Origin of the sequence: Rhodopseudomonas palustris, assembly GCF_003591005.1 — a bacterium.
GTDB classification, from domain to species: domain Bacteria; phylum Pseudomonadota; class Alphaproteobacteria; order Rhizobiales; family Xanthobacteraceae; genus Rhodopseudomonas; species Rhodopseudomonas palustris_K.
Genome location: NZ_QYYD01000003.1, coordinates 168,104 through 194,984 on the forward strand (window position 1 = coordinate 168,104; position 26,881 = coordinate 194,984).

At 65.6% G+C, this 26,881-nt stretch carries 26 protein-coding genes and 1 tRNA gene; 18 read left to right on the top strand and 9 right to left on the bottom strand.

The genetic code is table 11. The features are described from left to right. Nucleotides 1-25 precede the first annotated feature (25 nt). Genes D4Q52_RS04215 through D4Q52_RS04235 form a run of 5 tightly spaced genes read left to right on the top strand, consistent with a single transcriptional unit; the run spans nt 26 to nt 5,590 of the window. Entirely contained in the window at nt 26-1,627 is a 1,602-nt protein-coding gene (locus tag D4Q52_RS04215) for an ABC transporter substrate-binding protein (RefSeq protein ID WP_119855425.1), read from the top strand. A gap of 24 nt (nt 1,628-1,651) precedes the next feature. Continuing rightward, complete coding sequence (locus D4Q52_RS04220) at nt 1,652-2,632, top strand: ABC transporter permease (protein ID WP_119855296.1); 981 nt, start codon at nt 1,652-1,654, stop codon at nt 2,630-2,632. Then, nucleotides 2,629-3,540, top strand: a complete 912-nt coding sequence (locus D4Q52_RS04225) for an ABC transporter permease (RefSeq protein ID WP_119855297.1) — start codon at nt 2,629-2,631, stop codon at nt 3,538-3,540. The genes D4Q52_RS04220 and D4Q52_RS04225 overlap by 4 nt, the downstream gene beginning before the upstream one ends. Before the next feature lie 2 nt (nt 3,541-3,542). After that, entirely contained in the window at nt 3,543-4,541 is a 999-nt protein-coding gene (locus D4Q52_RS04230; RefSeq protein WP_119855426.1) for an ABC transporter ATP-binding protein, read from the top strand. Then, nucleotides 4,541-5,590 carry an ABC transporter ATP-binding protein gene (locus tag D4Q52_RS04235; RefSeq protein ID WP_119855298.1) on the top strand — a complete coding sequence of 350 codons (1,050 nt, stop codon included), beginning with the start codon at nt 4,541-4,543 and terminating at the stop codon, nt 5,588-5,590. Before D4Q52_RS04230 ends, D4Q52_RS04235 begins: the two co-directional genes overlap by 1 nt. Before the next feature lie 102 nt (nt 5,591-5,692). Here the strand turns inward: D4Q52_RS04235 and D4Q52_RS04240 are convergent, their stop codons facing one another. Then, complete coding sequence (locus tag D4Q52_RS04240) at nt 5,693-6,619, bottom strand: PepSY-associated TM helix domain-containing protein (RefSeq protein WP_119855427.1); 927 nt, start codon at nt 6,617-6,619, stop codon at nt 5,693-5,695. Nucleotides 6,620-7,172: 553 nt separating this feature from the next. Further along, a complete protein-coding gene (locus D4Q52_RS26995; protein ID WP_182915228.1) occupies nt 7,173-7,550 on the bottom strand; it encodes a hypothetical protein in 378 nt (125 codons plus the stop codon). A 98-nt stretch (nt 7,551-7,648) separates the two neighbouring features. Between D4Q52_RS26995 and D4Q52_RS04250 the strand changes: the two genes are divergently transcribed. The 3 genes from D4Q52_RS04250 to D4Q52_RS04260 all read left to right on the top strand — a co-directional run bounded on the left by D4Q52_RS04250 (nt 7,649) and on the right by D4Q52_RS04260 (nt 8,997). Next, entirely contained in the window at nt 7,649-8,053 is a 405-nt protein-coding gene (locus tag D4Q52_RS04250) for a hypothetical protein (RefSeq protein ID WP_119855300.1), read from the top strand. Nucleotides 8,054-8,189: 136 nt separating this feature from the next. Beyond that, entirely contained in the window at nt 8,190-8,531 is a 342-nt protein-coding gene (locus D4Q52_RS04255) for a phasin family protein (RefSeq protein ID WP_119855301.1), read from the top strand. Nucleotides 8,532-8,778: 247 nt separating this feature from the next. Further along, nucleotides 8,779-8,997: a hypothetical protein gene (locus tag D4Q52_RS04260; protein ID WP_119855302.1), complete on the top strand. Its 219-nt coding sequence runs from the start codon at nt 8,779-8,781 to the stop codon at nt 8,995-8,997. A gap of 6 nt (nt 8,998-9,003) precedes the next feature. Here the strand turns inward: D4Q52_RS04260 and D4Q52_RS04265 are convergent, their stop codons facing one another. Beyond that, entirely contained in the window at nt 9,004-10,692 is a 1,689-nt protein-coding gene (locus D4Q52_RS04265) for an MFS transporter (RefSeq protein ID WP_119855303.1), read from the bottom strand. A gap of 151 nt (nt 10,693-10,843) precedes the next feature. Between D4Q52_RS04265 and D4Q52_RS04270 the strand changes: the two genes are divergently transcribed. The 7 genes from D4Q52_RS04270 to D4Q52_RS04300 all read left to right on the top strand — a co-directional run bounded on the left by D4Q52_RS04270 (nt 10,844) and on the right by D4Q52_RS04300 (nt 18,168). After that, complete coding sequence (locus D4Q52_RS04270; protein ID WP_119855304.1) at nt 10,844-12,217, top strand: hydrolase; 1,374 nt, start codon at nt 10,844-10,846, stop codon at nt 12,215-12,217. Between the two features lie 82 nt (nt 12,218-12,299). Beyond that, nucleotides 12,300-13,679 carry a cytochrome P450 gene (locus D4Q52_RS04275; RefSeq protein ID WP_119855305.1) on the top strand — a complete coding sequence of 460 codons (1,380 nt, stop codon included), beginning with the start codon at nt 12,300-12,302 and terminating at the stop codon, nt 13,677-13,679. A gap of 50 nt (nt 13,680-13,729) precedes the next feature. Further along, complete coding sequence (locus tag D4Q52_RS04280) at nt 13,730-15,139, top strand: adenylate/guanylate cyclase domain-containing protein (RefSeq protein WP_119855306.1); 1,410 nt, start codon at nt 13,730-13,732, stop codon at nt 15,137-15,139. 118 nt (nt 15,140-15,257) lie between these two features. Continuing rightward, on the top strand, nt 15,258-15,737 hold the full coding sequence (locus tag D4Q52_RS04285; RefSeq protein ID WP_119855307.1) for a TerB family tellurite resistance protein: 480 nt from the start codon (nt 15,258-15,260) through the stop codon (nt 15,735-15,737). A 176-nt stretch (nt 15,738-15,913) separates the two neighbouring features. Next, on the top strand, nt 15,914-16,693 hold the full coding sequence (locus D4Q52_RS04290; RefSeq protein WP_119855308.1) for an SDR family NAD(P)-dependent oxidoreductase: 780 nt from the start codon (nt 15,914-15,916) through the stop codon (nt 16,691-16,693). 93 nt (nt 16,694-16,786) lie between these two features. Then, complete coding sequence (locus D4Q52_RS04295; RefSeq protein ID WP_119855309.1) at nt 16,787-17,287, top strand: nuclear transport factor 2 family protein; 501 nt, start codon at nt 16,787-16,789, stop codon at nt 17,285-17,287. Nucleotides 17,288-17,355: 68 nt separating this feature from the next. After that, entirely contained in the window at nt 17,356-18,168 is an 813-nt protein-coding gene (locus tag D4Q52_RS04300) for an enoyl-CoA hydratase (RefSeq protein WP_119855310.1), read from the top strand. 305 nt (nt 18,169-18,473) lie between these two features. Here the strand turns inward: D4Q52_RS04300 and D4Q52_RS04305 are convergent. Further along, nucleotides 18,474-18,549 (bottom strand) — tRNA-Ala (locus D4Q52_RS04305). Between the two features lie 202 nt (nt 18,550-18,751). On the opposite strand from D4Q52_RS04305, the gene D4Q52_RS04310 reads away from it, so the two are divergent. From D4Q52_RS04310 to folD, 3 genes are all read left to right on the top strand, one after another. Continuing rightward, the gene (locus tag D4Q52_RS04310) at nt 18,752-19,042 is read left to right on the top strand and encodes a YggT family protein (RefSeq protein WP_054163027.1); all 291 of its coding nucleotides are present in this window, start codon (nt 18,752-18,754) and stop codon (nt 19,040-19,042) included. Nucleotides 19,043-19,070: 28 nt separating this feature from the next. Next, nucleotides 19,071-19,394, top strand: a complete 324-nt coding sequence (locus D4Q52_RS04315) for a DUF167 domain-containing protein (RefSeq protein WP_119855311.1) — start codon at nt 19,071-19,073, stop codon at nt 19,392-19,394. Nucleotides 19,395-19,481: 87 nt separating this feature from the next. Next, entirely contained in the window at nt 19,482-20,369 is an 888-nt protein-coding gene (gene folD / locus D4Q52_RS04320) for a bifunctional methylenetetrahydrofolate dehydrogenase/methenyltetrahydrofolate cyclohydrolase FolD (protein WP_119855312.1), read from the top strand. A 209-nt stretch (nt 20,370-20,578) separates the two neighbouring features. On the opposite strand, the gene D4Q52_RS04325 is transcribed toward folD, so the two are convergent. The 5 genes from D4Q52_RS04325 to typA form a co-directional block, all read right to left on the bottom strand. Then, on the bottom strand, nt 20,579-22,060 hold the full coding sequence (locus D4Q52_RS04325) for a M20 family peptidase (RefSeq protein WP_119855313.1): 1,482 nt from the start codon (nt 22,058-22,060) through the stop codon (nt 20,579-20,581). A gap of 30 nt (nt 22,061-22,090) precedes the next feature. After that, on the bottom strand, nt 22,091-22,636 hold the full coding sequence (gene ppa / locus D4Q52_RS04330; protein WP_119855314.1) for an inorganic diphosphatase: 546 nt from the start codon (nt 22,634-22,636) through the stop codon (nt 22,091-22,093). A gap of 91 nt (nt 22,637-22,727) precedes the next feature. Next, nucleotides 22,728-23,237 (bottom strand): GNAT family N-acetyltransferase, encoded by a 510-nt coding sequence (locus D4Q52_RS04335; protein ID WP_119855315.1) that lies wholly within the window; start codon nt 23,235-23,237, stop codon nt 22,728-22,730. Nucleotides 23,238-23,414: 177 nt separating this feature from the next. After that, a complete protein-coding gene (locus tag D4Q52_RS04340; protein WP_119855316.1) occupies nt 23,415-24,659 on the bottom strand; it encodes a flavin monoamine oxidase family protein in 1,245 nt (414 codons plus the stop codon). Nucleotides 24,660-24,900: 241 nt separating this feature from the next. Then, nucleotides 24,901-26,724, bottom strand: a complete 1,824-nt coding sequence (gene typA, locus D4Q52_RS04345) for a translational GTPase TypA (RefSeq protein WP_119855317.1) — start codon at nt 26,722-26,724, stop codon at nt 24,901-24,903. Nucleotides 26,725-26,881 lie beyond the last annotated feature (157 nt).

The following is a 26,881-nucleotide window of genomic DNA, read 5'->3' on the forward strand; positions in this document are numbered from 1 at the left end:
AACCCTCATGGCGGAGTTCAAATCGATGAAGTTGACGAAGCGATCCTTTGTTATCGGCGCTCTCGGGGGCGCCGCCCTGATGGGGCTGCCGTTCGAGACCCGGGCGCAGTCGGCCGGCAGCGGCGGCACATTGGTGATCGGCTCGACGCAGGTGCCGCGTCACTTCAACGGCGCGGTGCAGTCCGGCATCGCCACCGCGCTGCCGAGCACGCAGATTTTCGCCAGCCCGCTGCGCTTCGACGAAAATTGGAATCCGCAGCCTTATCTGGCCAAGTCCTGGGAGGTCGCGCCGGACGGGCTGTCGATCACCCTGAAGCTGGTCGACGACGCCGTGTTCCACGACGGCAAGCCGGTGACCTCCGAGGACGTCGCGTTCTCGATCATGACCATCAAGGCCAACCATCCGTTCAAGACGATGCTGGCCGCCGTCGATAGCGTCGAGACGCCCGATCCGAAGACTGCGGTCATCAAGCTGGCGCATCCACATCCGGCGCTGCTGCTGGCGATGTCGCCGGCATTGATGCCGATCCTGCCCAAGCACGTTTATGGCGACGGCCAGGATGTCAAAACTCATCCGGCCAATCTCAAGCCGGTCGGCTCCGGCCCCTACAAGCTCGGCGAATACAAGCAGGGCGATTACTACACGCTGGAGAAATTCGACAAGTTCTTCATCCCGGGCCGGCCCAAGCTCGACAAGATCGTGGTGCGGCTGATCTCGGACCCGAACGCCCTGATGGTGTCGACCGAGCGCGGCGAAGTGCACGCGCTGCCGTTCTTGTCCGGCGTCCGCGACATCGACCGGCTTGAGAAGGCGAAGGATCTCGTCGTCATCGACAAGGGCTTTGCCGGCCTCGGCGCGCTCAACTGGCTGGCCTTCAACACCAAGAAGAAGCCGCTCGACGACGTTCGCGTCCGCAAGGCGATCGCCTATGCGGCCAACCGCGACTTCATCGTCAGCAAGCTGATGGGCGGCAAGGCGATGCCGTCGATCAGCCCGATCGCGCCGGGCTCGCCGTTCGACGAGCCGAATGTCGAGCTCTACAAATTCGACGTCGCCAAGGCGAACAAGCTGCTCGACGAAGCCGGGCTGAAACCGGACGGCAGCGGCGTCCGCGCAACGCTGACGATCGACTATCTGCCGGGCAATGACGAGCAGCAGCGCAACGTCGCCGAGTACATGCGGTCGGCGCTGAAGCGCATCGGCCTCAATCTCGAAGTCCGCGCCGCGCCCGACTTCCCGACCTGGGCGCAACGGGTGTCGAACTTCGATTTCGATCTGACGATGGACTCTGTCTACAACTGGGCCGACCCGGTGATCGGCGTCGACCGCACGTACCTGACGTCGAATATCCGCAAGGGCATCATCTGGTCTAACACCCAGCAGTATTCCAATCCGAAGGTCGACGACCTTCTTGCCAAGGCGGCGGTCGAAACCTCGCCCGAGAAGCGCAAGGCGCTGTACTCGGAATTCCAGAAAATCGTCGTCGACGAGGTGCCGATCTTCTTCATCAATGCCGTGCCGTTCCGCAACGCCTTCGCCAAGGGCCTCGGCGGGCTGCCGACGACGATCTGGGGTGTCGTCTCGCCGCTCGACGAAATCTACTGGGCGACGCCGCCGAAGACCTGATCAAGCAGAGCGCGAACCAGCCACATGACGCTTCTCACCCATCTTTTCGGAAAACTCGCCAATGCCGCGGCGCTGCTGCTCGCGGTGCTGGTGTTGAATTTCTGCCTGATCCATCTTGCGCCGGGCGATCCGGTGCAGGTGATCGCCGGCGAGATGGGTGGGGCGTCGGCTGAAGTGATCGCCGAACTGCGCGCCAAATACGGTCTCGATCAGAGCCTGCTGACGCAACTGTTCACGTATCTCGGCAAGGTGCTGCACGGCGACTTCGGTTACTCCTACTACTTCAACCAGCCGGTGCTGTCGCTGATCGCCCAGCGGCTGCCGGCCTCGCTGTATCTGGCGCTGTCGTCGCTGTTCGCCGCGGTGATGATCGGCACGCTGCTCGGCGTGATCAGCGCGCGGCGCCCCAACGGCTTGCTGAGTCACGGCGTCACCGTGCTATCGCTGGCCGGCTACGCCGCCCCGGTGTTCTGGACCGGGCTGATGCTGCTATTGCTGTTCGGCTCGGTGTGGCCGGTGCTGCCGGTCAACGGCATGGCCGACGTCGTCAATCCGAAGAGCGGCTTCGCCTATGTGCTCGACGTCGCCACCCATCTGGTGTTGCCGTCGCTGACGCTGGCGCTGGTGTTCATCGCGCAATATTCGCGATTGTCCCGCGTCAACATGATCGACGTGCTGTCGGCCGACTATGTCCGCACCGCGCGCGCCAAGGGCCTGCCGGAGAGCGTGGTGATCTTCAAGCACGCGCTGCGTAACGCGCTGATCCCGATCGTCACTGTGGTCGGGTTGCAGTTCGGCAATCTGTTCGCCGGCGCGGTGCTGGTCGAGACGGTGTTCAGCTGGCCCGGCATGGGCCGGCTGGTGTTCGATTCGATTCTGCGCCGCGACTACCCGACCCTGATGGCGGTGCTGTTCTTCTCGGCCGTGATGGTCATCGCCGCCAACATCATCACCGATCTGGTTTACCGCCTGATCGATCCACGAATCCGCGCGGGGGCCCGATGAGCACGCTCGACCACACCCTGATCGCGACTCCGCCATCGGCCGCCGTGGTGGTGTTACCTGCCACGCCGGCCGTGTCACCCGCCAGGGCGGCTTTCCGCCAGTTCATGAAGAGCCCGTCCGGCGTCGCCGGCGCCGTGCTGCTGATCGTGCTGGTGGCGATGACGGTGCTTGGGCCGTGGGTCTACACGATCGATCCTCTGGAGATTGTCGGCCTGCCGTTCACGCCGCCGTCGGCGGATGCGTGGCTCGGCACCGATTATCTCGGCCGCGATGTGCTGGCCGGCCTGGTGCATGGCGGCCGCGCGACGCTGACGGTCGGTGCGGTGGCGGCGCTGATCACCATCGCCATCGGCGTCACGGTCGGCGCGCTGGCCGGCTTCTTCGGCGGCTGGATCGACAGCCTCTTGGTGAAGATCGCCGAGTTCTTCCAGGTGCTGCCGCCGCTATTGTTCGCCATGGTGCTGGTGACGCTGTTCGGGCCGAAGCTGACCACGATCACGCTGGCGATCGGCGCGGTGAGCTGGACTTCGGCGGCGCGGCTGACGCGCGCCGAATTCATGCGGCTGCGCGATCTCGATTTCATCAAGGCGTCGCGCGCTGCCGGCGCCGGCAATCTGCACCTGATCCTGCGGGTGGTGCTGCCGAACGCGCTGCCGCCGATCATCGTGTCGGCGACGCTGGCGATCGGCGTCGCCATCCTGTTCGAGGGCGGCCTCAGCTTCCTCGGCCTCGGCGATCCCAACACCATGAGCTGGGGCCTGATGATCGGCCAGAACCGCAACTACGTGCTCGACGCCTGGTGGGCGGTGACGTTCCCCGGCGCCGCGATCTTCCTGTCGGTGCTGGCGATCAGCCTGGTGGGCGACGGCGTCAACGATGCGGTCAATCCGCGGCTGCGACGGAGGTGATGATGGCGCCGGTGCTCGAAGTCGACAATCTCAGCGTCAGCATGACCGATCGCCGCGGCGATCTGGTGCCGGTGCTGGAGAATTTGTCGTTCACCATCGATAAGGGCAAAACGATTGCGCTGGTCGGTGAGAGCGGCTGCGGCAAGAGCATGACGGCGCTGGCGATCATGCGGCTGCTGCCGGAGGGCTTTGTCGTCACCGGCGGCCGTATCCTGCTCGAAGGCGAGGACCTTCTGACCGCCCGCAACAAGCGGATGCGCGCGCTGCGCGGCGACGCGGTGTCGATGGTGTTCCAGGAGCCGATGACGGCGCTCAATCCGCTGTACACGGTCGGCGATCAGATCGCCGAGGTGCTGTATTATCACCGCCGCATGAGCCGCAAGGATGCGACCGAGCAGGCTGTGCAGTTCCTCAAGGCGGTGCAGATCCCGGCCGCCGAGCAGCGCGCCAAGGCGTATCCGCACCAGATGTCGGGCGGCATGCGGCAGCGGGTGATGATCGCGATGGCGCTGGCCTGCAAGCCGAAGCTCCTGATCGCCGACGAGCCGACCACCGCGCTCGACGTCACCGTGCAGGCGCAGATCTTCGACCTGCTCGCCAAGCTGCAGGACGAGACCGAAACCGCGATCGTGCTGATCACCCATGATCTCGGCGCGGTCGCCGAACTCGCCGACGATATCGCGGTGCTGTATGCCGGCCGCTGCATCGAGACCGGGCCGTCGCACGAACTCGCGGCGGCGCCGCGCCATCCTTATACGCGCGGGCTGCTCGGCTGCGTGCCGCACCTGGCGGTCGGCGTCGCCAAGCCCGACCGCTGGGTCGATCTCGGCGAGATCCCCGGCATGGTGCCGTCGCTCGGCCAGCGCGGGCCGGATTGCGCCTTCCTGGCGCGCTGCGCCAATGCGCGCGAGGTGTGCCGCTCGCGGCCGCAGCCGCCGCTCGGCGCCATCGCGCCCGGCCATACTGTGTCGTGCTGGCGCGCCGAGGAGATCGCCGCATAATGCATCAGCGCGCGAACCCGCCGGACGGCGATCCGATTCTGCTCGACGTCAACGACCTTGTGGTGCATTTCCGCGCCGGCAAGAAGCGGCCGTGGGGCAAGCCGTCGTTCGTTCATGCTGTCGACGGCGTCAGCTTTCGCGTCAAGCGCGGCACCACGTTCGGCATCGTCGGCGAAAGCGGCTCCGGCAAGTCGACCACCGCACAGGCGATCATGCGGCTGGTGCCGTCGACCTCCGGCCAGATCGTGTTTCGCGGCGAGGATATCATGCCGCTGACCGGCGAGCCGCTGCGGCAGGTGCGCCGGCACGTGCAGATCGTGTTTCAGGACCCATTCTCGGCGCTCGATCCGCGCCGCCGCGCCGGCGACCAGATCCGCGAGCCGCTCGACCTCCTGAACATCGGCAGCCGCAGCGAGCGCGATGCGCGCGTCAAGCAATTGCTGGCCGAAGTCGGCCTGCCGCCCGAAGCCGCCGATCTGTTTCCGCATCAGTTTTCGGGCGGCCAGCGGCAACGGCTGTGCATCGCCCGCGCGTTGGCGCCGGAGCCGGAGCTGATCGTCTGCGACGAGGCGGTGTCGGCGCTCGACGTCGCCATCCAGGCGCAGATTCTCAACCTCTTGAAGAAGCTGCAGCGCGAGCGCGGGCTGACCTACATCTTCATCTCGCACGATCTCGGCGTCATCCAGCAGTTCTGCGACGAGATCGCCGTGATGTATCTCGGCAAGGTGGTGGAGCAGGCGCCGGCCTCGACGCTGTTCACCGCACCGCGCCATCCCTACACCTGGTCGCTGGTGTCGGCCGCGGTGCCGCCCGGCCCGCTGCGCGACGAGCTGAAGGCGAAGTATCTGGTCAAGGGCGAGCCGCCGTCGCCGGTCGATCCGCCGCCCGGCTGCCGCTTCGCCGGCCGCTGCCCGTTCGTGATCGAGCGCTGCCGGGAAGACCTGCCGTTCCTCGACACCACCGGCCCCGAGCACTACGTCGCCTGTCACCGCAAGGACGAACTCGGCGTTCCGGACTTCACGCCCGTCACAAGCGGGGCGATCGGGTAGTCGCGCCTTCCGCCAGCGTCATTGCGACCGAAGCGTATCAATCCAGAAGCTCAGTGCACCGCGCTGGACGGAGAGACTATACTTTCGCGCCGAGCAGCGACTTCATGGCGATGTCGGACTTGAGGGCCGCGCGGACGGCGCGATGCTGGCCCGCTTGGGGTGCTGCCGCAGCTTGCGCCGCGCCCAGAGCAGCAGGCCGGTGCTCAACAGTCCGGCCAGCACCACCGAGACGATGAGGTTGAGTGTGCCGGCGATCAGCGCCGACCAATTGCCCTCGTGCAACAGCCGAGGCCAATTGCGCGGCATCGGCGTCACGCCGCCGGCCGTGAACGTGTAGGCGCGCAACTCGCCGTCCTCGTAGATCCGCGCCATCATTCGTTGGCCGCGCTGCGCCAGCATCGCCAGATGCGACACGTCGTGCGTCTGCGCCAGCGAGCGCACCGCCTCAGTGAGCGGCAGCGGCGGCCGGAGCGGTGACGGTGGTGCGCCGGTCAGCGTCCAACCGAATGCCATGAACAGCCCGGTGATCGGGCTGAGCAGCAGCAGCGGCAGCGTGAGCCATGCCGCGCCCTTGTGCCAGCCGGCAAGGCTGTTGCGCAGACGCGGCAGGCCCATCACGATGCCGATGCCCATGATCACCACCATCGCGATGGTCGATCCGATCACCAGCCAGTCGTAGCCGAGCAGATGCTCGTGGGTGCGCCGCGCCCACAGCATCACGTCGCCGAGCCGGTCGGATGTGGCGGCCGGCTCGCCGCTGACGAGATCGATCGCCGGTGCCGTGACGCCGAGCAGGCGCATCTGTTGGCCGCTGGCGTTGATGCTGAGCCCGCGCGCCTGGCCGGCGGGGTCGTAGCGCTGCAGCAACGCCGTGAGGCGATCGGCATCGACCAGCCCGGCCGGCAGCCCGCGGCTCTGGATGATCGGCTCGGCCGACAGGATCAGGCCGGTGAGGATCAGTACGATCAGCGGCAGCGCGAACACCAGGGTGATCCAGCGGTGCAGCTTGAGAAGTAGAACGTTGTTCATCGAGAGCATCCCATCGAAGCCCGGGCGCCGCGCCATCACATGTGCGTTGCGGCCGGCGATCCCGGAAGGCGAGTGATTGAGCGTCACCTGATCAAAGCGCCGACCCGTTGGACTTAGACCCGCAAAGCTGTCGTTCGCCTGACAAGCCGCGCGGTTGCTCTCGAGCCGCGCTCAGCTGTTGCGCTGCGCGGCGGCGAATCAGCTGGCTGGCGAGCGCAAGTGGAGCTCAATGCTGACTCCGCGCCACGACTTACTGTCCGGTTTATTCCGGACAGAATTTGCGAACTACTTGCGGCTCGTTCACCGGTACGCAGTCGATCTTGTGAGTGCCGGCGCGCCCTTGTCGGCATCTAAACGCGTCGCGGGCGTCCCGCAATGCGGCGAAATCCGCCACGTTGACAGACTGATAGGCATCGGTAACGCCATCTGTGATGGGTCGACCGAAGTGCGGGCGTCGTGCCATCACGTCCGAAGTTCACATCCCGCCAACCGTCTTCATTCGTTCGCTATTTAGTCTGACTAAACTTGTGCCTGTTGAAATTTCGAGGTGTTGCTACGATGCTTCGGTACGGCCGATATCGTGCAAACCCAATTGGTATGGAGGTAGTATGCGTTCCTCGTCGATGATCCTGCTCTGCTCCGTCGCCCTTGTTGCTGCACTTGCGGTCAGCGAACGTGTCGGCACACCTGCCGTTCTGATCGAGCCCGCCGTCGCCGCGACGCCGGTCGCGCCGGCGCCGCCACCGCCGCCAGTGTTCCGCACCGTGACATCGTCGTCGTGCTCGGCCAATGGATGCCCGACGACCTGCGAGACCGACGAGGCGCTGATTTCGGCGATCTGCATCGGCTCGACCGGGGCGAAGTTCAGCGAAAGTCTTGTGGTGGAGAACGGACAGATCACGGCAAGCTGTGGCCCGTCCTCGACCGCCATCGTGGTGTCCTGCGCTCGCAAATAGCGCCGGCACGTTTCAGCAAGGGCTGTGCCGCCGGCATGCGGCGGCGCCGCCCGTCGTATCAAAGGTCAAACCGATGCAGAAATGGTTCGTCGCACTGGCGCTGGCCGTGCTGATCGTCATCGGCTTCGCCGCCGGACCGATGTCCGTCGTCGTCGCCTTCCTGTCGTTCTGGGTCACGCTGTATCTGGTGTGGGCTTATGAACTCGGCTTCAAAGATACTTGGGCACGCTACGGCCTGCACCGCATCAAGCCGCCATTCTGGGCGGACGAAAACAAGGCGTGGTTTCTGCCGATTTTCGACGATCGGTTGAAAGTGGTGAAAGCCGCCGCGGTGTCGCTGCTGATCGTCGCCTTTAGCCTGATGTTGCCGGTCTCAGTGGTGCGGATCGCCACGCTGATCGTACTGGCCTGGTACGTCAGCGAAGTCTACCGTGCCCAGAAGGCGACCGATCAGCTCGACCGGGCGCGGTTCAACTGACGACGATCGTCGATCAGGATCGGCTGATTAGCCATCTTTGCAGATCGCCCCCGTCGTCGCTGGACGGCGCGGGCGATTTCGACATCAATATGCAGACGTCTGAATAACAAAGTGCCCGGGGGCCGAGGAGATCGCGATGGCAGACGACAAATCATCCGACGTCATTCTCAACATGATGTCGAAGAACCTCGAACAGGCGCGGGGCGCGATGAGCAACTATCTGCAGTTCATCGAGAAGAGTCTGGCGGTGACGCCGATCGGAAACAGCAGCCAGGCCTCCGCGCTGAAGAGCTACGTCGATCGCAATGTGCAGGCGACCTTCGACTTTTCGCAGCGATTGCTGCACGCCAAGGACTTCCAGGACGTCGTCCGCATCCAGACTGAGTTTTTGCAGACCCAGTTCCGGGTTCTGACCGACCAGGCCAAGGATGTGGTCGAGATGACCAAGCCGACGGTGATCGTGCCGGGCGACGGCTAGAGCGTTTTCGAGCGAAGTGGATACCGGTTCGCGTGAAGAAAACGCGTCAAGAGAAAGACCTAGAGCTCCGGTTCTGATTTTATCAGAACCGGAGCTCTAGGACGGGCTTCGCCCCGCCGGGGCCGGGCGTGTTCGGAAGTGAGCAGTTAAAGCCGTACAGGCAGCCCGGCATCGGGGCCGAAGGAACAAACAACGTGGCTAACGACTTGCTAACCGCTCGATCAATTCTCGATACGGAACTCGCTCGATGTTGAAAGTCGTTGGTTTGGTCGTTTCGCTGCTCCTGCTGGTGTCGGTCGCGCAGGCCCAGTCCGGCCGCCCCGATCCGGGCTGCGGCCGTGACGTGTCGCGGTTCTGCCGATCGGTGATGGATCAGGGCGACGGGGTCATTCTAGGTTGTTTGCAGAAGAACCGGTCCCGGCTTAGCAAAACTTGCGCCAAGGTTCTGACCGACCATGGTCAATAAGTTCGCTCAGGTCGAGCCACCGCTGACGCCGGAAACCGGTAGCACCTCGGTGGCGGTGGCGCGATCAGGCGATTCTTCCTTCCATCGCACCGAGCCGAACGGCCGCTCCAGCATGCGGCGAACCCGGATCTCGTCCGGCCCGCGGTGAAATGCCATCGCGCGCTGGTGCAACGCTCGGTCGTCCTGAGTTGAACGGTTGCGCTGGCGCAGATAGTCCAGCCAAGTCGGACAATGATAGCGCTCGGTCCACAATTCCGGATCGCCGATATCGCGCGCGATCGACCAGTCATAGGCGCCGTTGCGCTGCCGGCTGAGCTGCACCTGCTGCATGACGCCATAGAACGAGCGCGCGTCTTCGGCCGAAATCCGGTATTCGATCTCGATCACGACCGGGCCGCTGCGCGGCGTCACCGCGAGCTTGACCTCCGGATCCGCTAGCAGATCGGCGTCGGCGATCTGGGTGCCGACCGACGGCATGCGCAGGAACAGCCCGAGCAGCGTCGACACCAGCATGGTGCCGGCGGAGATCAGCATCGAGAGTTCGACGCCGGCCAGATCGGCAACGTGGCCCCACAGCCAGCTGCCGATCGCAACGCCGCCGGCGATCGAGGCCTGGAACGCCGCCAGCGACCGGCCCGCCACCCAGCGCGGCGCCGACAGCTGCACGCCGATATTGAACAGCGCGATCGCCAGCATCCACACCGCACCCGCGACCACCAGCGCGGCGGCTGTCAGCACCGCCGAGTGGCTCAGCGCGATCGCTGCCAGTGCCACGCCCATGATCACCGTGCAGGCGCGGATCGAGCCCTCGCTGCCGAGCCGTTCGCGTGCGGAGCCGACATTGAGCGCGCCGATCACCGCCCCGACCCCGAAGGCACCGAGCAGGATGCCGTAGGTTTCAGCGCCGCTTTTGAGCACGTCGCGAACCACCAGCGGCATCAGCGCCAGCACCGAGGAGCCGGCGATGCCGGTGACCAGCGTCCGCATCAGTACGATCCGGATCGACGGCGAGTTGGCGATGTAGCGCACGCCGGACACGATCGCACGGTTCAGCCGCTCCGGCGGCAGCCGCGGCGGCTCGCTGACACGCCGCCACAGGAACAGCACCATCAGCAGCGGCAGGTACAAAACGGCGTTAGCCGCAAATGCCGCCACCGCGCCGGCTGCGGCGACGATGATGCCGCCGACCGCCGGACCGAAGCTGCGGGCGATGTTGTAGCTGATGCCGTTCAGCGCGACGGCGGCCGGCAGGGCGTCGGGCGGCACCTGTTCGGACACCGAGGCCTGCCAGGCCGGGCCGAACAGCGCCATGCCCATGCCGATCACGAAGCAGAAACCGAGCAGGATCTCCGGCGTCACCAGACCAAGATGCGCCAGCACGGAGAGCGCCACTGCCCCGGCAAGTCCGACCGACAGCGACGCCAGCGCAACCCGGCGGCGATCGTACATGTCGGCGATCGCGCCGGCCGGCATCGCCACCAGCATGATCGGCAGCATCAGCGCGGTCTGCACCAGCGCCACCTTGTCGGCCGAGGAGGTCATCTGGGTCATCGCCCAGGCGGCGCCGACGCCGTTGATCATCAGGCCGAGGTTCGACAGCAGGCTCGCCAGCCAGATCCGCCGGAACAGCGCATAGCGCAGCGGCGCCGCGACGCCGCCGGGGGAAAATGCGCCGCGCTTCGGCCTGCCCGTCATCAAAGCCTTCCCTTCCGACGTTATCCTCGCCCCGACCGGCGCGGAAATCGGTGCAGTGATGCCTGCGAACCTCCGCGCCTGTCCAGTGCCAAACGGCCGCTTGAACGGAGCCAAGCGCCTGCTAGGCTTTGCAAAAATCCGGGAGGACGCCTTGCCGACCACCAGACGCAGCCTTTTGAAGGCATTCGGCGCACTGCCGCTGCTGATTGGCGCCGCGCCACTCAGCGCGCCGGCGCAGACCGCCGCAATCTCCGCCGGCGACACGGCCGTTCCACCGATCCTGTTTGTGCACGGCAATGGCGATCACGCCGCGTTGTGGCTCACCCAAATCTGGCGGATGGAGTCCAACGGCGTTCCGCGCGCGCGGGTGGCGGCGCTGAACTTCACCGATCCGCTGGCTCGCAACGATGATGGCGCTCCCCAGCCGAACCGCTCCTCGACCGAGGACCAGCGCCGCGAACTCGGCGAAGCCATTGCGGCCCTCAAGCAGCGCACCGGCGCCGCCAAGGTGGCACTGGTGGCCAGCTCGCGCGGCGGCAATGCGGTGCGCAGCTACATCAAGGCCGGCGGCGCCGGCGACGTCAGCCACGCGGTGCTGTGCGGCACGCCGAACCACGGCGTCTACGCCTGGGACACCGGGCTCGGCAACGAATTCAACGGCAAAGGGCCGTTTCTGAGCGGTCTCAATCAGGGCGACAGCGAGGTGACCGAGGGCGTCGCCTTCCTGACGCTGCGCAGCGATGGACAGGACAAGTACGCGCAGCCCGACGGCCGGTTCGTCGGCAAGCCGGGCACGCCGACCGGGGTCACCGCGGAGGGACCGGAGCTGCGCGGTGCGAGCAACCTGGTGCTCGGCGCGCTCGATCATCGCGAAGTCGCGTTCCATCCGCGCGCCTTTCGCGAGATCTACAAGTTTATCGCCGGTCGCGAACCGAGCGTGATCGCGATCACACCCGAGGTAGCCGTGCAACTCAGCGGTCTCGTCACCGCAACGCCCGGCGGCGTGCCGACGAACCGGCCGGTCGAGGGCGCACGGGTCGAGGTCTACCGGGTCGCGCCGGACAGCGGCGAGCGGATCGGCGCCGCGCTGTATGACGGTCGCAGTAGGCCGGACGGGCGCTGGGGCCCGGTCGATACCCAGTCGCCGTGGCCGCTGGAATTCGTGCTGAGCCAGCCTGGCGAACTCACCACGCATATCTATCGCTCGCCGTTCCCGCGCTCATCGGACGTCGTGCATCTGCGCGCCGCCAAGCCGGCGGCAGCGCCGGCTGGGGGCGCCGGCGCCGTGGTGATGCTGTCGCGGCCGCGCGGATACTTCGGCCTGCCGCGCGACATCGTGCTGCTCGACGGTCAGCAGCCGACCGATATCAAGTCCGGCGTGCCGACCGATTCGGTCAGCGCCGTGACGATTCCGGCCGCCGAAGTCGGCCGCGCAGTCGCCGGCCTGTTCAACGAGGAGCGCATCGTGGCGCGGGCGTGGCCATTGTCCGAGAACCGCATCTCGGTGGCGGAGCTGACCGGCTGAGACCAGGCGGCCGGCCTTTCCGGCGCCCGGATTGCACCCTACCTTCAGCCATAGGGCCGAAACCGAATGCCAGGAGCGCGCCGTGAGTATTGCCGAGTCCTATGATCTCGCCGAGCGCGCGCCCCTGGTGCCGCCGACGCCGCCGCGCGCCCCGGAGGGCATGGGCGCGCTCGGCCGTCTCGCCGCGATCCGCCACAATGCGATCGCCAGCTGGGGCCAGCGCGCCTATGAAGACGACGTCGTCAAGGGCCGCTTCTTCAATCACGCCAGCTACATCCTCAACATGCCGGACGATATCCGGCATGTGCTGGTCGACAATTACGAGAACTACACGCGCACCGCGGCGGGCATCCGCGTGCTGCGGCCGATCCTCGGCCAGGGCCTGCTGCTCGCCGAAGGCCGCGCCTGGAAGCATCAGCGCCGCACGCTGGCGCCGGCGTTCACGCCGCGCGCGGTCGGCACGCTGGTGCCGCATATGATCTCGGCGACCGAAGACATCGTCGCCGAGTTCGAGCGCAGCGTCGGCGCGCCGGTCGATCTGCGCGAGGCGATGCAGCGGTTGGCGCTGGAGATCGCCGGGCGGACGATGTTCTCGTTCGGGATGGGCCAGCACGGCCAGCAGCTGCGCGACTTCGTCATCGAATACGGCATGAAGCTGGCGAGCCCGCGTTTCCTTGATCTGCTGCTGCCGCTCGGCTGGCCAAGCCCGCAGGATATCTCGCGCGCGTTCTTCCGACGGCGCTGGACCAAATTTGTCGGCGAACTGATCGCGGCCCGGCGCGCCGCCGGCAAGAGTGACGGCGCGCCGCCGCGCGATCTGTTCGATCTGATGCTGGCGGCGCGGGATCCGGAAACTAGCGAAGCGTTCTCCGACGATCAGCTCGGCGACCAGGTCGCCACCATGATTCTGGCCGGCCACGAGACCACCGCGACCGCATTGTTCTGGGCGCTCTACATGCTGGCACTCGATCCGGAGACGCAGAACGACGTCGCCGACGAAGCGCGAGCGGCTGGTTCGACCGAGTCGCTCGACAAGCTGCCGTTCACCCGGGCGGTGCTGGACGAGACGCTGCGGCTGTATCCGCCGGCGTTCCTGATTGCCCGCGCCGCGGCCGGGCCCGATACGGTGGCCGGCGAGCCTATCCGCAAGCACGACGTGATCCTGATCGCGCCGTGGCTGCTGCACCGGCATGAGAAGCTGTGGGACAATCCCAACGCCTTCAAGCCGGCGCGCTTTCTGCCCGGTGCGCCGCCGCCGGATCGCTTCGTCTATCTGCCGTTCGGCCTCGGGCCACGGGTCTGCATCGGGGCGCATTTCGCGTTGGTCGAGGCGACGCTCGCGCTAAGTCGGATCGTCGGCGCCTTCCGGATCGAACTGATCGACCGCGAGCCGGTGATGCCGATCGGCGTCGTCACCACCCAGCCGGACCGCTCGCCGGCGTTCCGGCTCACCCGCCGCTGATCAAGCAGGCGTCATTTGGCCGCGGGCCGGACGCCACCTAAATGAGGCCCATGACCGACGTCCGCCCCCTTTACGCCGTGCTGCGCCAGACCACCGATCCGCGCGTCGTCGACGCTATCGCCGAGATGATCGCGAGCGGTGAGGATTCCGAACTCAACCGCATCAATCTGCTCGAATTCGCGGCGCGCAATCGACTCGACGAAGAGAAGGTGATCTCCGGCTTCCTGCACGCTGCCCAGCTCGGGCTGTTCGACATGAGCTGGAACGTGCTGTGCCCGGGCTGCAGCGGTGTGCTCGACAGTCATCCATCGCTCAAGGCGCTGCGCCATGAGGAGTACATCTGCGCCTTGTGCGCCAAGGGCTACGAGGCCTCACTCGACGACCAGGTCGAAGCCGCCTTCACGGTGCATCCGTCGGTGCGCCGGATCGGCGCCCATGATCCCGACAGGCTGTCGCTGTGGGACTATACACGGCAGGTGTATTGGAGCTCGGGGATCGAGATCGATGAGCAGGTGCTGGCCCGGCTGTCGGATCAGGACACGCTCGCCGCGATCGAGATCGCACCGGGCCAGACCGCCGAACTATCACTCGAGCTGCCGACTGAATTCATCATCGTGTTCGAGCCGGTGACGCACGCGGCGCAATTTATCGACGTCGCCGGCGAACGCACCGAGGAGGTGCGGTCGGTCTCGCTGAGTTACAATCGCAGCCATGCGCTGACGCCGACGCTGTCGCTGCAGCCGGGGCCGGTGAAACTGACGCTGACCAACACGACCGAAACCCGCGTGCTGCCGGCGGTGTGGGTCGCGGCCGATGCGCTGCATACGCTGCTCGGCAAGCGCAAGCCGATCCTCACCGCCAAGCGGATGCTGACCAATCAGACCTTTCGCGACGTGTTCAAGGCCGACAACCTCACCGCCGAGCAACGACTGAAGATCACCTCGCTGACCTTCCTGTTCACCGATCTCAAGGGCTCGACCGCGCTGTATCAGCGGGTCGGCGATCTCGCCGCATTCGATCTGGTGCGGGCGCATTTCCGGGCGCTGCTGGAGATCATCGCGGCCGAAAAGGGCGCGGTGGTCAAGACCATCGGCGACGCTGTGATGGCGACCTTCAACCGCCCCGAGCACGCGCTCGCAGCCTCGCTGCGGATGCGCAAGGCGATGGACGCGCTCAACGAAGAGCGCGGTACCAAGGATCTGGTGGTGAAGATCGGCATCCACGAAGGTCCGTGCCTGGCGGTGATGCTCAACGACCGCCAGGATTACTTCGGCCAGACCGTCAATATCGCCGCACGTGTGCTCGGCCTGGCCACCACGCAGGCGATTCACCTCACCGGGGCGGTGATCGATGTGCCGGCGGTGACCAGGATTTTGGACGAGCACGCCATTGCGCCGATCGAGAAGCACGCCGCGCTGCGCGGCATCGCCGACAAGGTGCTGGTCTATGAAATTCCTTAACGCCTTGGCGACATTGACAAAGTGTCATTTCGGCCAGCGGAACCGGCCCCGATTGCCGACGTTAGATTTCCGCGTCATAGAGTGAGCCCTGCGCTCGCGCCCTTTGCGAAAGCCCCCGATGCTGGAAAAACTGCGCCAATTCATTTCCGACGTGGTCGCGCCGAGTGCGCCAGACGAGCTGAATTTCGACGACGGCGGCTATCGCCTCGCCGCCACCGCGCTGCTGATTCATGTCATTTCGCTCGACGGCGAACCCACCGAGGTCGAGCGCCGCAAGCTGCATTCGCTGCTCGAAAGCCGCTTCGGTCTCGATTCTGCCACCGCGACCCGGCTGATCGAGAACGCCATGCTGGTCGAAGGCGAAGCGGTCGATCTCTATCACTTCACCAGCGTTATCATGCGTTCGGTGAACGAAGAGGGCCGGCTGCGCATCATCGAGATGATGTGGGAGCTGGTGTTCGCCGACGGCAATGTCACGGAATTCGAGGAGAACGTCGTGTGGCGCGCGGCCGATCTGCTCGCCGTCTCGGCGCGCGATCGCATCAATCTCAAGCGCCAGGTGGCGGCCCAGCAGGTCGAGCCCGACCCGGCGAACTAAGCCGGCCGCTACTTATTACCGAATTGTCATGATCGACCGAGCCGGTGCTGATGGCGCCGGCTTTGTTGCGTTGGGGCGCGAAGCGGCGGGCTGATCGGCGAACAGCCTTGCACGCTGCTTGCATCTTGCCTAAGGCCTAGCAATGATCCGGGGCCTCCAATTGGCGAGTCTGAATCGTGACTGAACGCGTAACTTTGATTACGGGCGCATCGGCCGGTATCGGTGCAGAACTGGCGCGGATCTTCGCCGCCAAGTCGCATCGAGTCGTTCTGGTAGCGCGTCGGGCTGACCGACTGGAAGCGCTGGCGGCCGAGATCACGGCCAAGGGCGGGGCGGCGCCGATCATCATTGCGTCCGATCTTGCAAGGCCTGACAGCGTCGACGAGATCGTGGCCAGCCTCGCTGCGGCGGGTGTCGAGGTGGAATATCTCGTGAACAACGCCGGCTACGGTTTGTTCGGACGCGCCGCGGAGATGGACCGCGAGGACCAGCTCGGTATCATCGACGTCAATATCCGCGCGCTCACCGATCTGTCGCTGCGGTACGCGGCCAGCATCACCGCGCTGCGCGGCGGTATCCTCAACGTCGCATCCATTGCCGGCTTTTTGCCGGGGCCCGGTATGGCCGTATACTACGCGTCCAAAGCCTACGTGCTGTCGCTGAGCGAAGCGCTGCACCAGGAGCTCGGCAAGAAAGGTGTGCGCGTCACCGCGTTGTGCCCCGGGCCGGTGCCGACCGAATTTCAGCTTCGCGCCGGATTCAAGCCCGGCTTCGATTCGGTGGTGCTGAACGTGCCACCTGCCGAGGTCGCGCGGCAGGCCTATCAGGGCCTGATGAACAGCAAGCGGTTGGTGATCCCGGGACTCGGCGTCAAGGCCGTGCCGTTCCTGCTGCGCTTCTTCCCGCGCGGCTTTGTCGCCGCGGCCGTCAGCGGCCTTCAGTTGCGGCGGCGCTGAGCTCACCTGAAAACTGCTCGCCAGCTTCGGCCATCATGCTTTAGTCTCGCCGCAAGCGCCGGCTCTCACGATCGGCGCAGCGTGGGAGGCGGTATGACGAGCGAGGATTTCGCGCGGCTGTTGGAAGCATTCACCCGCTCGGCCGAGTCCGGCGACGGCGCCCGGTTCGCGGCGCATTTCACCGAAGACGCGGTGTATCACGACTACATCTACGGCCCGCACACCGGCCGTGCCGACATCGCCCAGATGATGCAGGGCCTGTTTCACCGCGACGCGGCCGACTATCGCTGGGAGATGTTTGACCCGGTTTGCGACGGCACGCAGGGCTACGCCTGGTCGCTGTCAAGCTTCAACTCGACCATTCCGGAGTTCGCCGGCCGCCGCGTGGTGATCGACGGCATGAGCCGCTTCGTGCTGCGGGATGGGCTGATTGCCGAGTATCGCGAGTCCGTGAATGGCGGCGTGGCGATGCAGCAGCTCGGCGTCGCGCCGGAGCGCATGACCAAGGTGTTCGGCCGCTGGTCCGGCTGGCTCCAGGAGCGCCCGGAAACCAAGGCCTATCTGGCGCATCCGAAAGGCTCACGCCGCGACTGATCAGCTCCGACGACTTCATCAAGACGGCCCGTCTCAAGGGCGCAACAAGAGCAAGAAAGGGAGACGCCATGAGCACCGAACACATCCTCTATGAGGTCGCGGATCGGATCGCGACCATCACGCTGAACCGGCCGGACCGCATGAACGCCTGGACCCCGGTGATGGAGCGCGAAGTGCGCGAGGCGATGGAGAGCGCGGCCGCCGATCCAGAGGTTCGGGTGATCGTGCTGACCGGCGCGGGGCGTGGCTTTTGCGCCGGCGCCGACATGGAGGTGCTGCAGAAGATCGACCCGGCCGATATTCGCCGCGCTTCGGCGTTGCCGGCATTTGACATGAACCGCCGCGCCGACTGGCAGACCCGCTATGCGTTCTACCCGTCGATCGGCAAACTGATCATCGGCATGCTGAACGGCGCTACCGCCGGCATTGGCCTGGTCCACGCGCTGTATTGCGACGTCCGTTTTGCGGCGGATAGCGCGGTGTTCACCACTGCGTTCGCGCGGCGCGGACTGATCGCCGAGCACGGCATCTCCTGGATGCTGCCGCGCATCGTCGGCCACGCCAACGCGCTGGATCTGCTGCTGTCGGCGCGCCGCGTCTCGGCCGAGGAGGCGCTGCGAATCGGGCTGGTCAACCGGCTGTATCCGGCCGACCAGCTGCGCGAGCAGACCTATGCGTATGCGCGCGATCTCGCCGACAACGTCTCGCCGGCCTCGATGCGAGTGATCAAGCGGCAGCTCTACGAAGTGCCGTTCCAGACGCTCGCCGAAGCCACCATCGAGGCCAACCGCGAAATGACCGTCTCGCTCGGCAGCGAAGATTTCAAGGAAGGCGTCGCCAGCTTCGTCGAAAAGCGCCCACCGCAATTTAAGAGCGCGTGAGGGGCCTGGAAGTCGGCGTCTGAGATCAGCAACAGCCCTCACCACGCGTCATGCCCGGGCTCGTCCCGGGCATCCACGCCTTCGACGGTCGACCTCAGCAAAGGCGTGGATGGCCGGGACAAGCCCGGCCATGACGGATGGGTGGTGCTCAAGTCTAACAGAGCTTGGAAAGGTCAGTGCTGGGATTGTTGCTGCGCGTGGCCGCCTCGGTCAGCGGCCCGTCTTCGCCCTACGGGCTACGTCGCGGCAGCCTTCGCCACGATAGGCAGGCTTGCCGAGCCGAAGCTGGCAAAGCCAGCGAAGGCTGGTGGAGCCAGGCGGGATCGAACCGCCGACCTCGTCATTGCGAACGACGCGCTCTCCCAGCTGAGCTATGGCCCCTCCGCGGTCGATGCGCGGGGCACCGATCAGCGAGTGCCGCCATTTACAGTGGCGGCGAACGCCAAGTCAAGGACGTGACTGCGGCTTCTGACACGTCATCGTCATCAGGCTTTATTGCCCTGAGTTCCCTTGTTTGGACCGGGCCGAACCGATATTTACGGCACAGCCTTTCCGCGTTCGAACCCGCGAGCTTTTCCCCGCCATGCGCGCCATTCTCGACATCATTCTCATCATTCTCGATCTGTACATCTGGCTGCTGATCGCCTCGGCGATCCTGTCCTGGCTGATCGCCTTCAACGTCGTGAACACCCGCAACCAGTTCGTCTCGGCGGTGTCCGAATTCCTCTATCGAATCACCGAGCCTTTGCTGGCGCCGATTCGCAATCTGCTGCCGTCGCTCGGCGGCCTCGACATCTCGCCGATCATCCTGATCCTGATCATCATGTTCCTGCAGCGGGTGATCACCTATTACATCTACCCTGCGGTGTTCTGAGCCGCTGACCAGACTGTCAGGAGTTTCCATGGCGGAGGCGTGGCGGTATTCTGCTCAGGGCGTCGCCGTGGCGGTGCGGGTTACACCGCGAGGCGGCCGGGACGACATCGACGGCGTGGAGACGCTGTCGGACGGCCGCAGCGTGGTGAAGGTGCGAGTCCGGGCGATCGCCGAGGGCGGCGAGGCCAACCGGGCGGTGATCGAACTGCTGGCGAAGTCGCTCGGGGTGCCGAAACGTGACGTTCGGCTGCTGTCAGGGACGACCTCGCGGCAGAAACAGATCGCGATCGACGGCGATCCGAAGAAGCTCGGCGAGGCGCTGCGCCAATTGATGGCAGCAAAGCCCGACTGAGCCGATCGAACGGGAGGCCTTCGAGGGCACAAGGCATTCGCCTCTCCAGTCGGAGAGGTTTTTTGTTTCGACTCGGAAGGGGACGACATGACTGCCCGGATCATCGACGGAAAAATCATCTCGGCCGAACTGCGTGCCCGCGTGGCCGCCGAGGTGGCGCGGATCAAGAGCGATCACGGCATCACGCCGGGCCTGGCGGTGGTGCTGGTGGGCAGCGACCCGGCCTCCGAGGTCTACGTTCGCAGCAAGCACAAGCAGACTCAGGAAGCCGGCATGGCGTCGTTCGAGCACCGGCTGCCGGCCGACGTGCCGCAGGCCGAGTTGCTGGCGCTGATCGGACAGCTCAACGCCGATCCGGCGGTGCACGGCATCCTGGTGCAATTGCCGCTGCCGAAGGGGCTTGATTCGACCGCGGTGATCGACGCGATCGATCCGGCCAAGGACGTCGACGGCCTCAACCCGACCAATGCGGGCCGGCTCGCCTCCGGGCTGTTCGCGCTGACGCCGTGCACGCCGCTCGGCTGCATCATCATGGCCAAGCAGGTGCATGCCTCGCTCGAAGGCATGAATGCCATCGTGATCGGCCGCTCCAATCTGGTCGGCAAGCCGCTGGTGCAGCTGCTGCTCAATGAGAACGCCACGGTGACGATCGCGCATTCGCGCTCGCGCGACCTGCCGGCGCTGTGCCGGCAGGCTGACCTGGTGTTCGCCGCGGTCGGCAAGGCCGAGATGGTCAAAGGCGACTGGATCAAGCCGGGCGCCACCGTGATCGACGTCGGCATCAACCGCACGCCGTCGCCGGATGGCGGCAAGGACAAGCTGCTCGGCGACGTCGCCTTCGCCGAAGCCAAGGACGTCGCCGGCGCCATCACCCCGGTGCCGGGCGGTGTCGGCCTGATGACGGTGGCGTGCCTGCTGGTCAACACCGTCCGCGCCGCCAGCGCGATCCACGGTTTGCCGAAGCCGGCGGTGTAAGCCAGAGCCCGTAGCGTGGGTTGAGCGTAGCGAAACCCACGAGGGACATGCACGGGTTTGATGGCTTTCGCTGCGCTCAACCCATCCTACGAGCTGCGAACTGCGCCTGACCGTCATTGCGAGCGAAGCGAAGCAATCCAGAAGCGCAGTGCACGGAGCTGGATTGCTTCGCTTCGCTCGCAATGACGGAGGTAGCGTAACTGGGTGGACTACCCCGCCGTCGCCTGCATCAGGCGGACGTAGAACCGGATCATGTCCGCGTAGTTGCCGATGCTGAGGCGTTCGTTGGTGCCGTGGAAGCGCTTGAGGTCGTCGGAATTGGCGCGGACCGGCGAGAAGCGGAAGATGTTGTCGGCGATGCCCGCATAGTGCCGCGAGTCGGTCGCGGCAATCATCAGGCCGGGCGCGACGATGACGTCGGGAAATATCTCGCGGATGGTGCGGTTGAGCGTGGCGTAGGCCGGGCCGGCGGTGCCGGTCACCGGCGGCGGATCAAAATTGCCGTCGAACGGCGCGATCGAGATGCGGTCGTTGGCGATGCTGCTGCGGACGTGGTTGGCGATGCTGGTCTGGGTGTCGCCCGGCAGCAGCCGGAAATTCACGCTGGCCTCGGCGACGCCGGGCAGCACGTTGTCCTTATCGCCGGCGTTGAACACGGTCAGCGCCGTCGAGGTCTGCACCATCGCCGCAGTGGCGCCGCTCTTGGCGAATTCGCGCAGCAGCAGCGGCCGGAACAGCCACAGGTTCGACAGCACGATGCGGTTGAAGCCGCGCATCTCCGGCGCCAGCGTGTCGAACATCTCGGCGACCGAGCCGCGGATCCGCATCGGCAGCCGGTTGTTCTCGAGCTGCGTCAGTCCGGCCGCGAGCATGCCGATTGCGGTGTCGCGCGGCGGCATCGACGAATGCCCCGGCGTGCCGCGCGCGGTCAGCACCAGAGTAGCGTAGCCCTTTTCGGCGACGCCGATCAGCGCCGCCGGCTTGTCGAGGCCCTTCATCACGCCTTCGGTAATCAGCAGGCCTTCGTCCAGCACGAAGTCGAGCCGCACGTTGCGGGAGGCGAGCAGATCGGCGATCTGCCTGGCGCCGCGCAGGCCGGAGACTTCCTCGTCATGACCGAAGGCGAAATAGATGGTGCGCTTCGGCTTGAAGCCGTGCCGCGCCATCAGCTCGGCGGCTTCCAGAATGGCGAAAAGGTTACCCTTGTCGTCCCAGGAGCCGCGGCCCCAGACGTAGCCATCGGCGATCACGCCGTCGAACGGCTTGTGTTGCCAGTCCTGCTCGGTTCGTGGCGCGATCGGCACCACGTCCTGATGCGCCAGCAGCGCGATCGGCTTGGCGGTCGGGTCCGAGCCTTGCCATGTGTAGAGCAGGCTTTTGCCGCCCACGAGTTCGCGCTGGGCGGCGGCGTGCAGCGCCGGAAAGCTGGCGACGATATGCGCCTGCAGGCCGCGCAGCGCCTCGGCGTCCTGCTCGGGATTGAGGAAATTCGAGATGGTCGGAAACCGGATCGCCGCGGCGAGCCGCTGCGCGGCGCCCTGGTCGTCGATCTCGACCGGCGGCACCGGATCGACCGCGAGTTGCCGCGACGGCTGGCGGAAGGCGTTGTAGGCCAGCACCGCAGCGAGGCCGGCGACCGCGACAAGCGCGATCGCCACGATGTTGCGGATCCATTTCAGCAGCCGGCGCATCACAGTCTCCCTGGTGGCCGCTGCAGGGCCTCAAGCCTTGGCGGCTTTGGCAGCCTTTTCGCGCTCGATGCCTTCGAGGATCAGCTTGTGGGCGTCCTCGGCGCCGCCCCAACGCAGCACCTTCACCCATTTGTTGGGCTCGAGGTCCTTGTAGTGCTCGAAGAAGTGCTGGATCTGGTGCAGCGTGATCTCGGGCAGGTCCGAATAGGTCTTGATGCGGTCGTAGCGCTGGGTCAGCTTCGACGACGGCACCGCGATGATCTTCTCGTCGTGGCCGGCCTCGTCGCTCATGAACAGCACGCCGACCGGGCGAACGCTCATCATCGCGCCCGGCACGATGCCGCGGGTGTTGGCGACCAGCACGTCGCACGGATCGCCATCGTCCGACAGGGTGTGCGGGATGAAACCGTAGTTCCCCGGATAACGCATGGCGGTATAAAGAAACCGGTCAACCACCAAGGTGCCGGCGTCCTTGTCCATCTCGTATTTGATCGGCTCGCCGCCGACCGGGACCTCGATGATCACGTTGACATCATGAGGCGGGTTGACGCCGACGGGAATTGCGTCGAGACGCATCGAGGACTCCAGGGTGATTGATTACGGGAGCGGATCGAATAGCCCGAGCCCGCCGCCTTCGCCAGAGTAAAACAGCGGCGGCGCAGACGGATCAGTTGCTCCAGGCGAAGGCAACCTTGTCGAGCGACTTTTGGCCGAAGCGTTCCGAGGACCGCGCCACCATGCGGCCGCCGAGCGCGCGATAGAACTCTGTCGCGGCTTCGTTGTCCGATAACGCCCAGATCACCATGCTCTTGAGGCCGCTTTGTCCCAGGTCGCGGCGTGCTGCCGTGAACAGCCGCCGACCGAAGCCGAGGCCCTGGAATTCAGGCCGCAGATAGAGCTCGTAGATCTCGCCGTCGAAATGCAGGCTGCGGGCGCGGTTGCGGCCGTAGTTGGCGTAGCCGGCAACCTTGTCGCCGAAGCACAGCACGCTCACCCGGCTGCCCTTGCGGATCGCCGAGTCCCACCAGGTCGGGCCGCGGCGGTTGATCAGCTTTTCCAGCTCGGCGCCCGGGATGATGCCCTGATAGGCAGACCGCCAGGCTTCGTCATGGGTGGAGGCCACCGCGGGCGCATCCGCAGCCTTGGCCGGCCGAACCTCGATCAGCGTTGTGCTCATATGCTGATCAAAGCAAGTCAGGGGCGCGGCTTCAAGGTCCAACCTTAATTATCGGTTAATATGTGGACTTTCTGCACCACCGCAGACGCTTCTGTGCCGGAATTGGACAGCAGCCGTGGTTGGGAGGTCGCGACTTATGCAGTGCAGCACCCCCAACTCAGCTCGCGGCTCTACCAACTACCCAGGCTCTAGGACTTCCTGCGCCGCCCGCTCGCCCGAATCGCGCGCGCCGTGGGCGGTGGAGAAGAAATGCGGCGAGGTGGCTTCGCCGGCGAAGAACAGACGGCCGTCGACCGGCGCGGCCAGCACCGCGCGGGCGCCGGCGTGACCGGGCAGCGCGTGCGAGTAAGCACCGCGCGCGAACGGATCGTGCGCCCAGCGCGATTCTGCGAGCGGCGACAACTTGCGGCGGATGTCGTTGCCGAGCAGTCCGGCGATCTCGTCGATCGCCTGCGCTGCGAAGGCGCCGTCACCAGCGTCCTCCAGCTCGCGCGCGAAGCGGCCGCCGAAGAAGCCTTCGATGCAATCGTTGCCGAATGGGCGAAGGTGATAGGTGCCCATCTCGGTCCGCATCGTCGCGGCACGCAGATTGCCATCGGCCGGAAAGTCTCCGGCATCTGACAGCTTCAGCATGACCTTGTCATCGACGCCGAGCGGCAGGTTGCGGGCGGCATCGAGCTTGACTGGCAGTTCAGGCATGAACCGGATCGCCTCGTCGGCGATCAGATTGGTCGGCACCGTGATGATGACTTTGCCGGCGGTGAGCGTGCCTTGCGAAGTTCGTAGTTTGATGCTCAGTCCGCTGTGATCGATCAGTTCGACCGCGCAATTCAGCACCACGGGGCAAGCGGCCCCATAGGCGGCGACCAGCGCGCCGTAGCCTTGGCGGACCCGCCAGTTGATCTCGGTGTCGCGGTAGGCTTCGACGTCGTGAATCGACACACGGTCGAGCTCGGCGCCGTTGATGTAGGTCGACACCGCATCGATCATCGGATTCCAGCGGTTGCCAGGCTCCAACAGCGTCGAGGCTGCGGCATCGGTCTTGCGCTTGGCCGCGCGCCACACCCGCTCGTAGTAAGCGTCCAGCGCCGCATTGAAGGCGGCGCGCTCGCGCGGCGGAAAGGCGTCGCGATAGCTCGGCTTGCTCCACGGCGGATCGGTCTTGTCGACGGCGATGCCGAGCTGCTTGGCGATGCCGACGAAGGAGTTCTCGTCGGCCGAATGCAGCCAGCCGCACCCGAGGTCGAACGCGATCTCGGGCGTGACCATCCTGGTATAGGCGCGACCGCCGATGCGGTCGCGCGCTTCCAGCACGATTACCGACAGGCCGGAATTCTCCAGCGCATGTGCGGCGCCGAGTCCGGCCGCGCCGGCGCCGATGATGGCGACATCGATGGAGGAGGGAAGGCTGTGCTCAGACATAGGGCGATCTTATCATGTGCGTCACGGCACATCGATGTCGTGGCGCGCGCCTGAAACGACAATGCCCGGCGCGCGGCCGGGCATTGAGTATTAAGGCGCCTCAAAGTTCCAGTGCTCGACAAAAGAAGCACTGACTCTCACGGTCATTGCGAGGAGCGAAGCGACGAAGCAATCCAGCGCCGATGCACTACGCTCCTGGATTGCTTCGCTTCGCTCGCAACGACGAGGCGGCAGGTGGAGATTAGGCCACCGCCTGCTTGCTCTTCTCGGCGCGCTTGCGTTCGTTGGCGTCGAGCAGGCGCTTGCGCAGCCGGATGGACTTCGGGGTGATCTCGACCAGCTCGTCGTCTTCGATATAGGCCAGCGCCTTTTCCAGCGTCATGCGGATCGGCGGGGTGAGCCGCACCGCCTCGTCCTTCGAGGTCGTGCGGATGTTGGTGAGCTGCTTGCCCTTGAGCACGTTGATCTCGAGATCGTTGTCGCGGGTGTGCTCGCCGACGATCATGCCCTTGTAGACCTTCCAGCCCGGCTCGATCATCATCGGGCCGCGGTCTTCCAGCTTGAACATCGCATAGGCGACGGCCTCGCCCTGATCGTTGGAGATCAGGACGCCGTTACGGCGGCCCTGGATCTCGCCGCGATACGGCAGGTAGTTGTGGAACAGGCGGTTCATGATCGCGGTGCCCTTGGTGTCGGTCATCAGTTCGCCCTGGTAACCGATCAGGCCGCGGGTCGGCGCGTAGAACACCAGCCGCAGACGATTGCCGCCCGAGGGACGCATCTCGATCATCTCGGCCTTGCGCTCGCTCATCTTCTGCACGACGACGCCGGAGAACTCCTCGTCGACGTCGATCACGACTTCCTCGACCGGCTCCAGCAGCGTGCCGTCCTCGTCGCGGGTCAGCACCACGCGGGGACGCGACACGCTGAGCTCGAAGCCTTCGCGGCGCATGTTCTCGATCAGGATCGCGAGCTGCAATTCGCCGCGGCCCGACACTTCCATCGCGTCCTTGTCGGCGGATTCGACGACGCGCAGGGCGACGTTGCCTTCGGCCTCGCGCATCAGGCGGTCGCGGATCAGGCGGCTGGTGACCTTGTCGCCTTCGGTGCCGGCGAGCGGCGAATTGTTGACGATGAACGACATCGACACGGTCGGCGGATCGATCGGCTGGGCCTGGATCGGGGTGTCGGCGGCAGGATCGCAGAAGGTATCGGCGACAGTGCCCTTGGTCAGGCCCGCGATCGCAACGATGTCGCCGGCTTCGGCGATATCGAGCGGCACGCGCTCGAGGCCGCGGAAGGCGAGGATCTTGGTGACGCGGCCGGTCTCGACCAGCTTGCCGTCGCGCGACAGCACCTTGACGCTCTGATTCGGCTTCAGCGTGCCCGACGCGATGCGGCCGGTGATGATGCGGCCGAGATAGGGATTGGCTTCCAGAATGGTGCCGAGCAGGCGGAACGGGCCCTCCTCGACCGACGGCGGCGGCACGTGCTTGAGCACCAATTCGAACAGCGGCTTCATGCCTTCGCTCGGATCGCCGTCGGGCTTGTCCGACATCCAGCCGTTCTTGCCCGAGCCGTACAGGATCGGAAAGTCGAGCTGATCGTCGGTGGCGTCGAGCGCCGCGAATAGGTCGAATACTTCGTTGACGACTTCGGTGACGCGCGCGTCCGAGCGGTCGACCTTGTTGATGGCCACGATCGGCTTGAGGCCGAGCTTGAGCGCCTTGCCGACCACGAATTTGGTCTGCGGCATCGGCCCTTCGGCGGCGTCGACCAGCACGATAACGCCGTCGACCATCGACAGAATGCGCTCGACCTCACCGCCGAAATCGGCGTGGCCGGGCGTGTCGACGATGTTGATATGCGTCTCGCCCCACACCACCGAGGTGCACTTGGCCAGAATGGTGATGCCGCGCTCGCGCTCGAGGTCGTTCGAGTCCATCGCCCGTTCGACCTGGCGCTGGTTGTCGCGATAGGTGCCGGACTGCTGCAGCAGCTTGTCGACGAGGGTGGTCTTACCGTGGTCGACGTGGGCGATAATAGCGATGTTACGGAGGTTCATGTTGTCTCTGTCGGGTCCTGCGGCCGGTTGCCAATCGTCAGCGCGATTGCAGGCACACCAGCGGAGGCGCCGGAGGCGCGCCGCAGTCTGCCTATGTCTGAAACGCGTGGGGCAATTCCAAAAAACAGGCCCGGCCAATCAGGGGCCGGGCACTTGC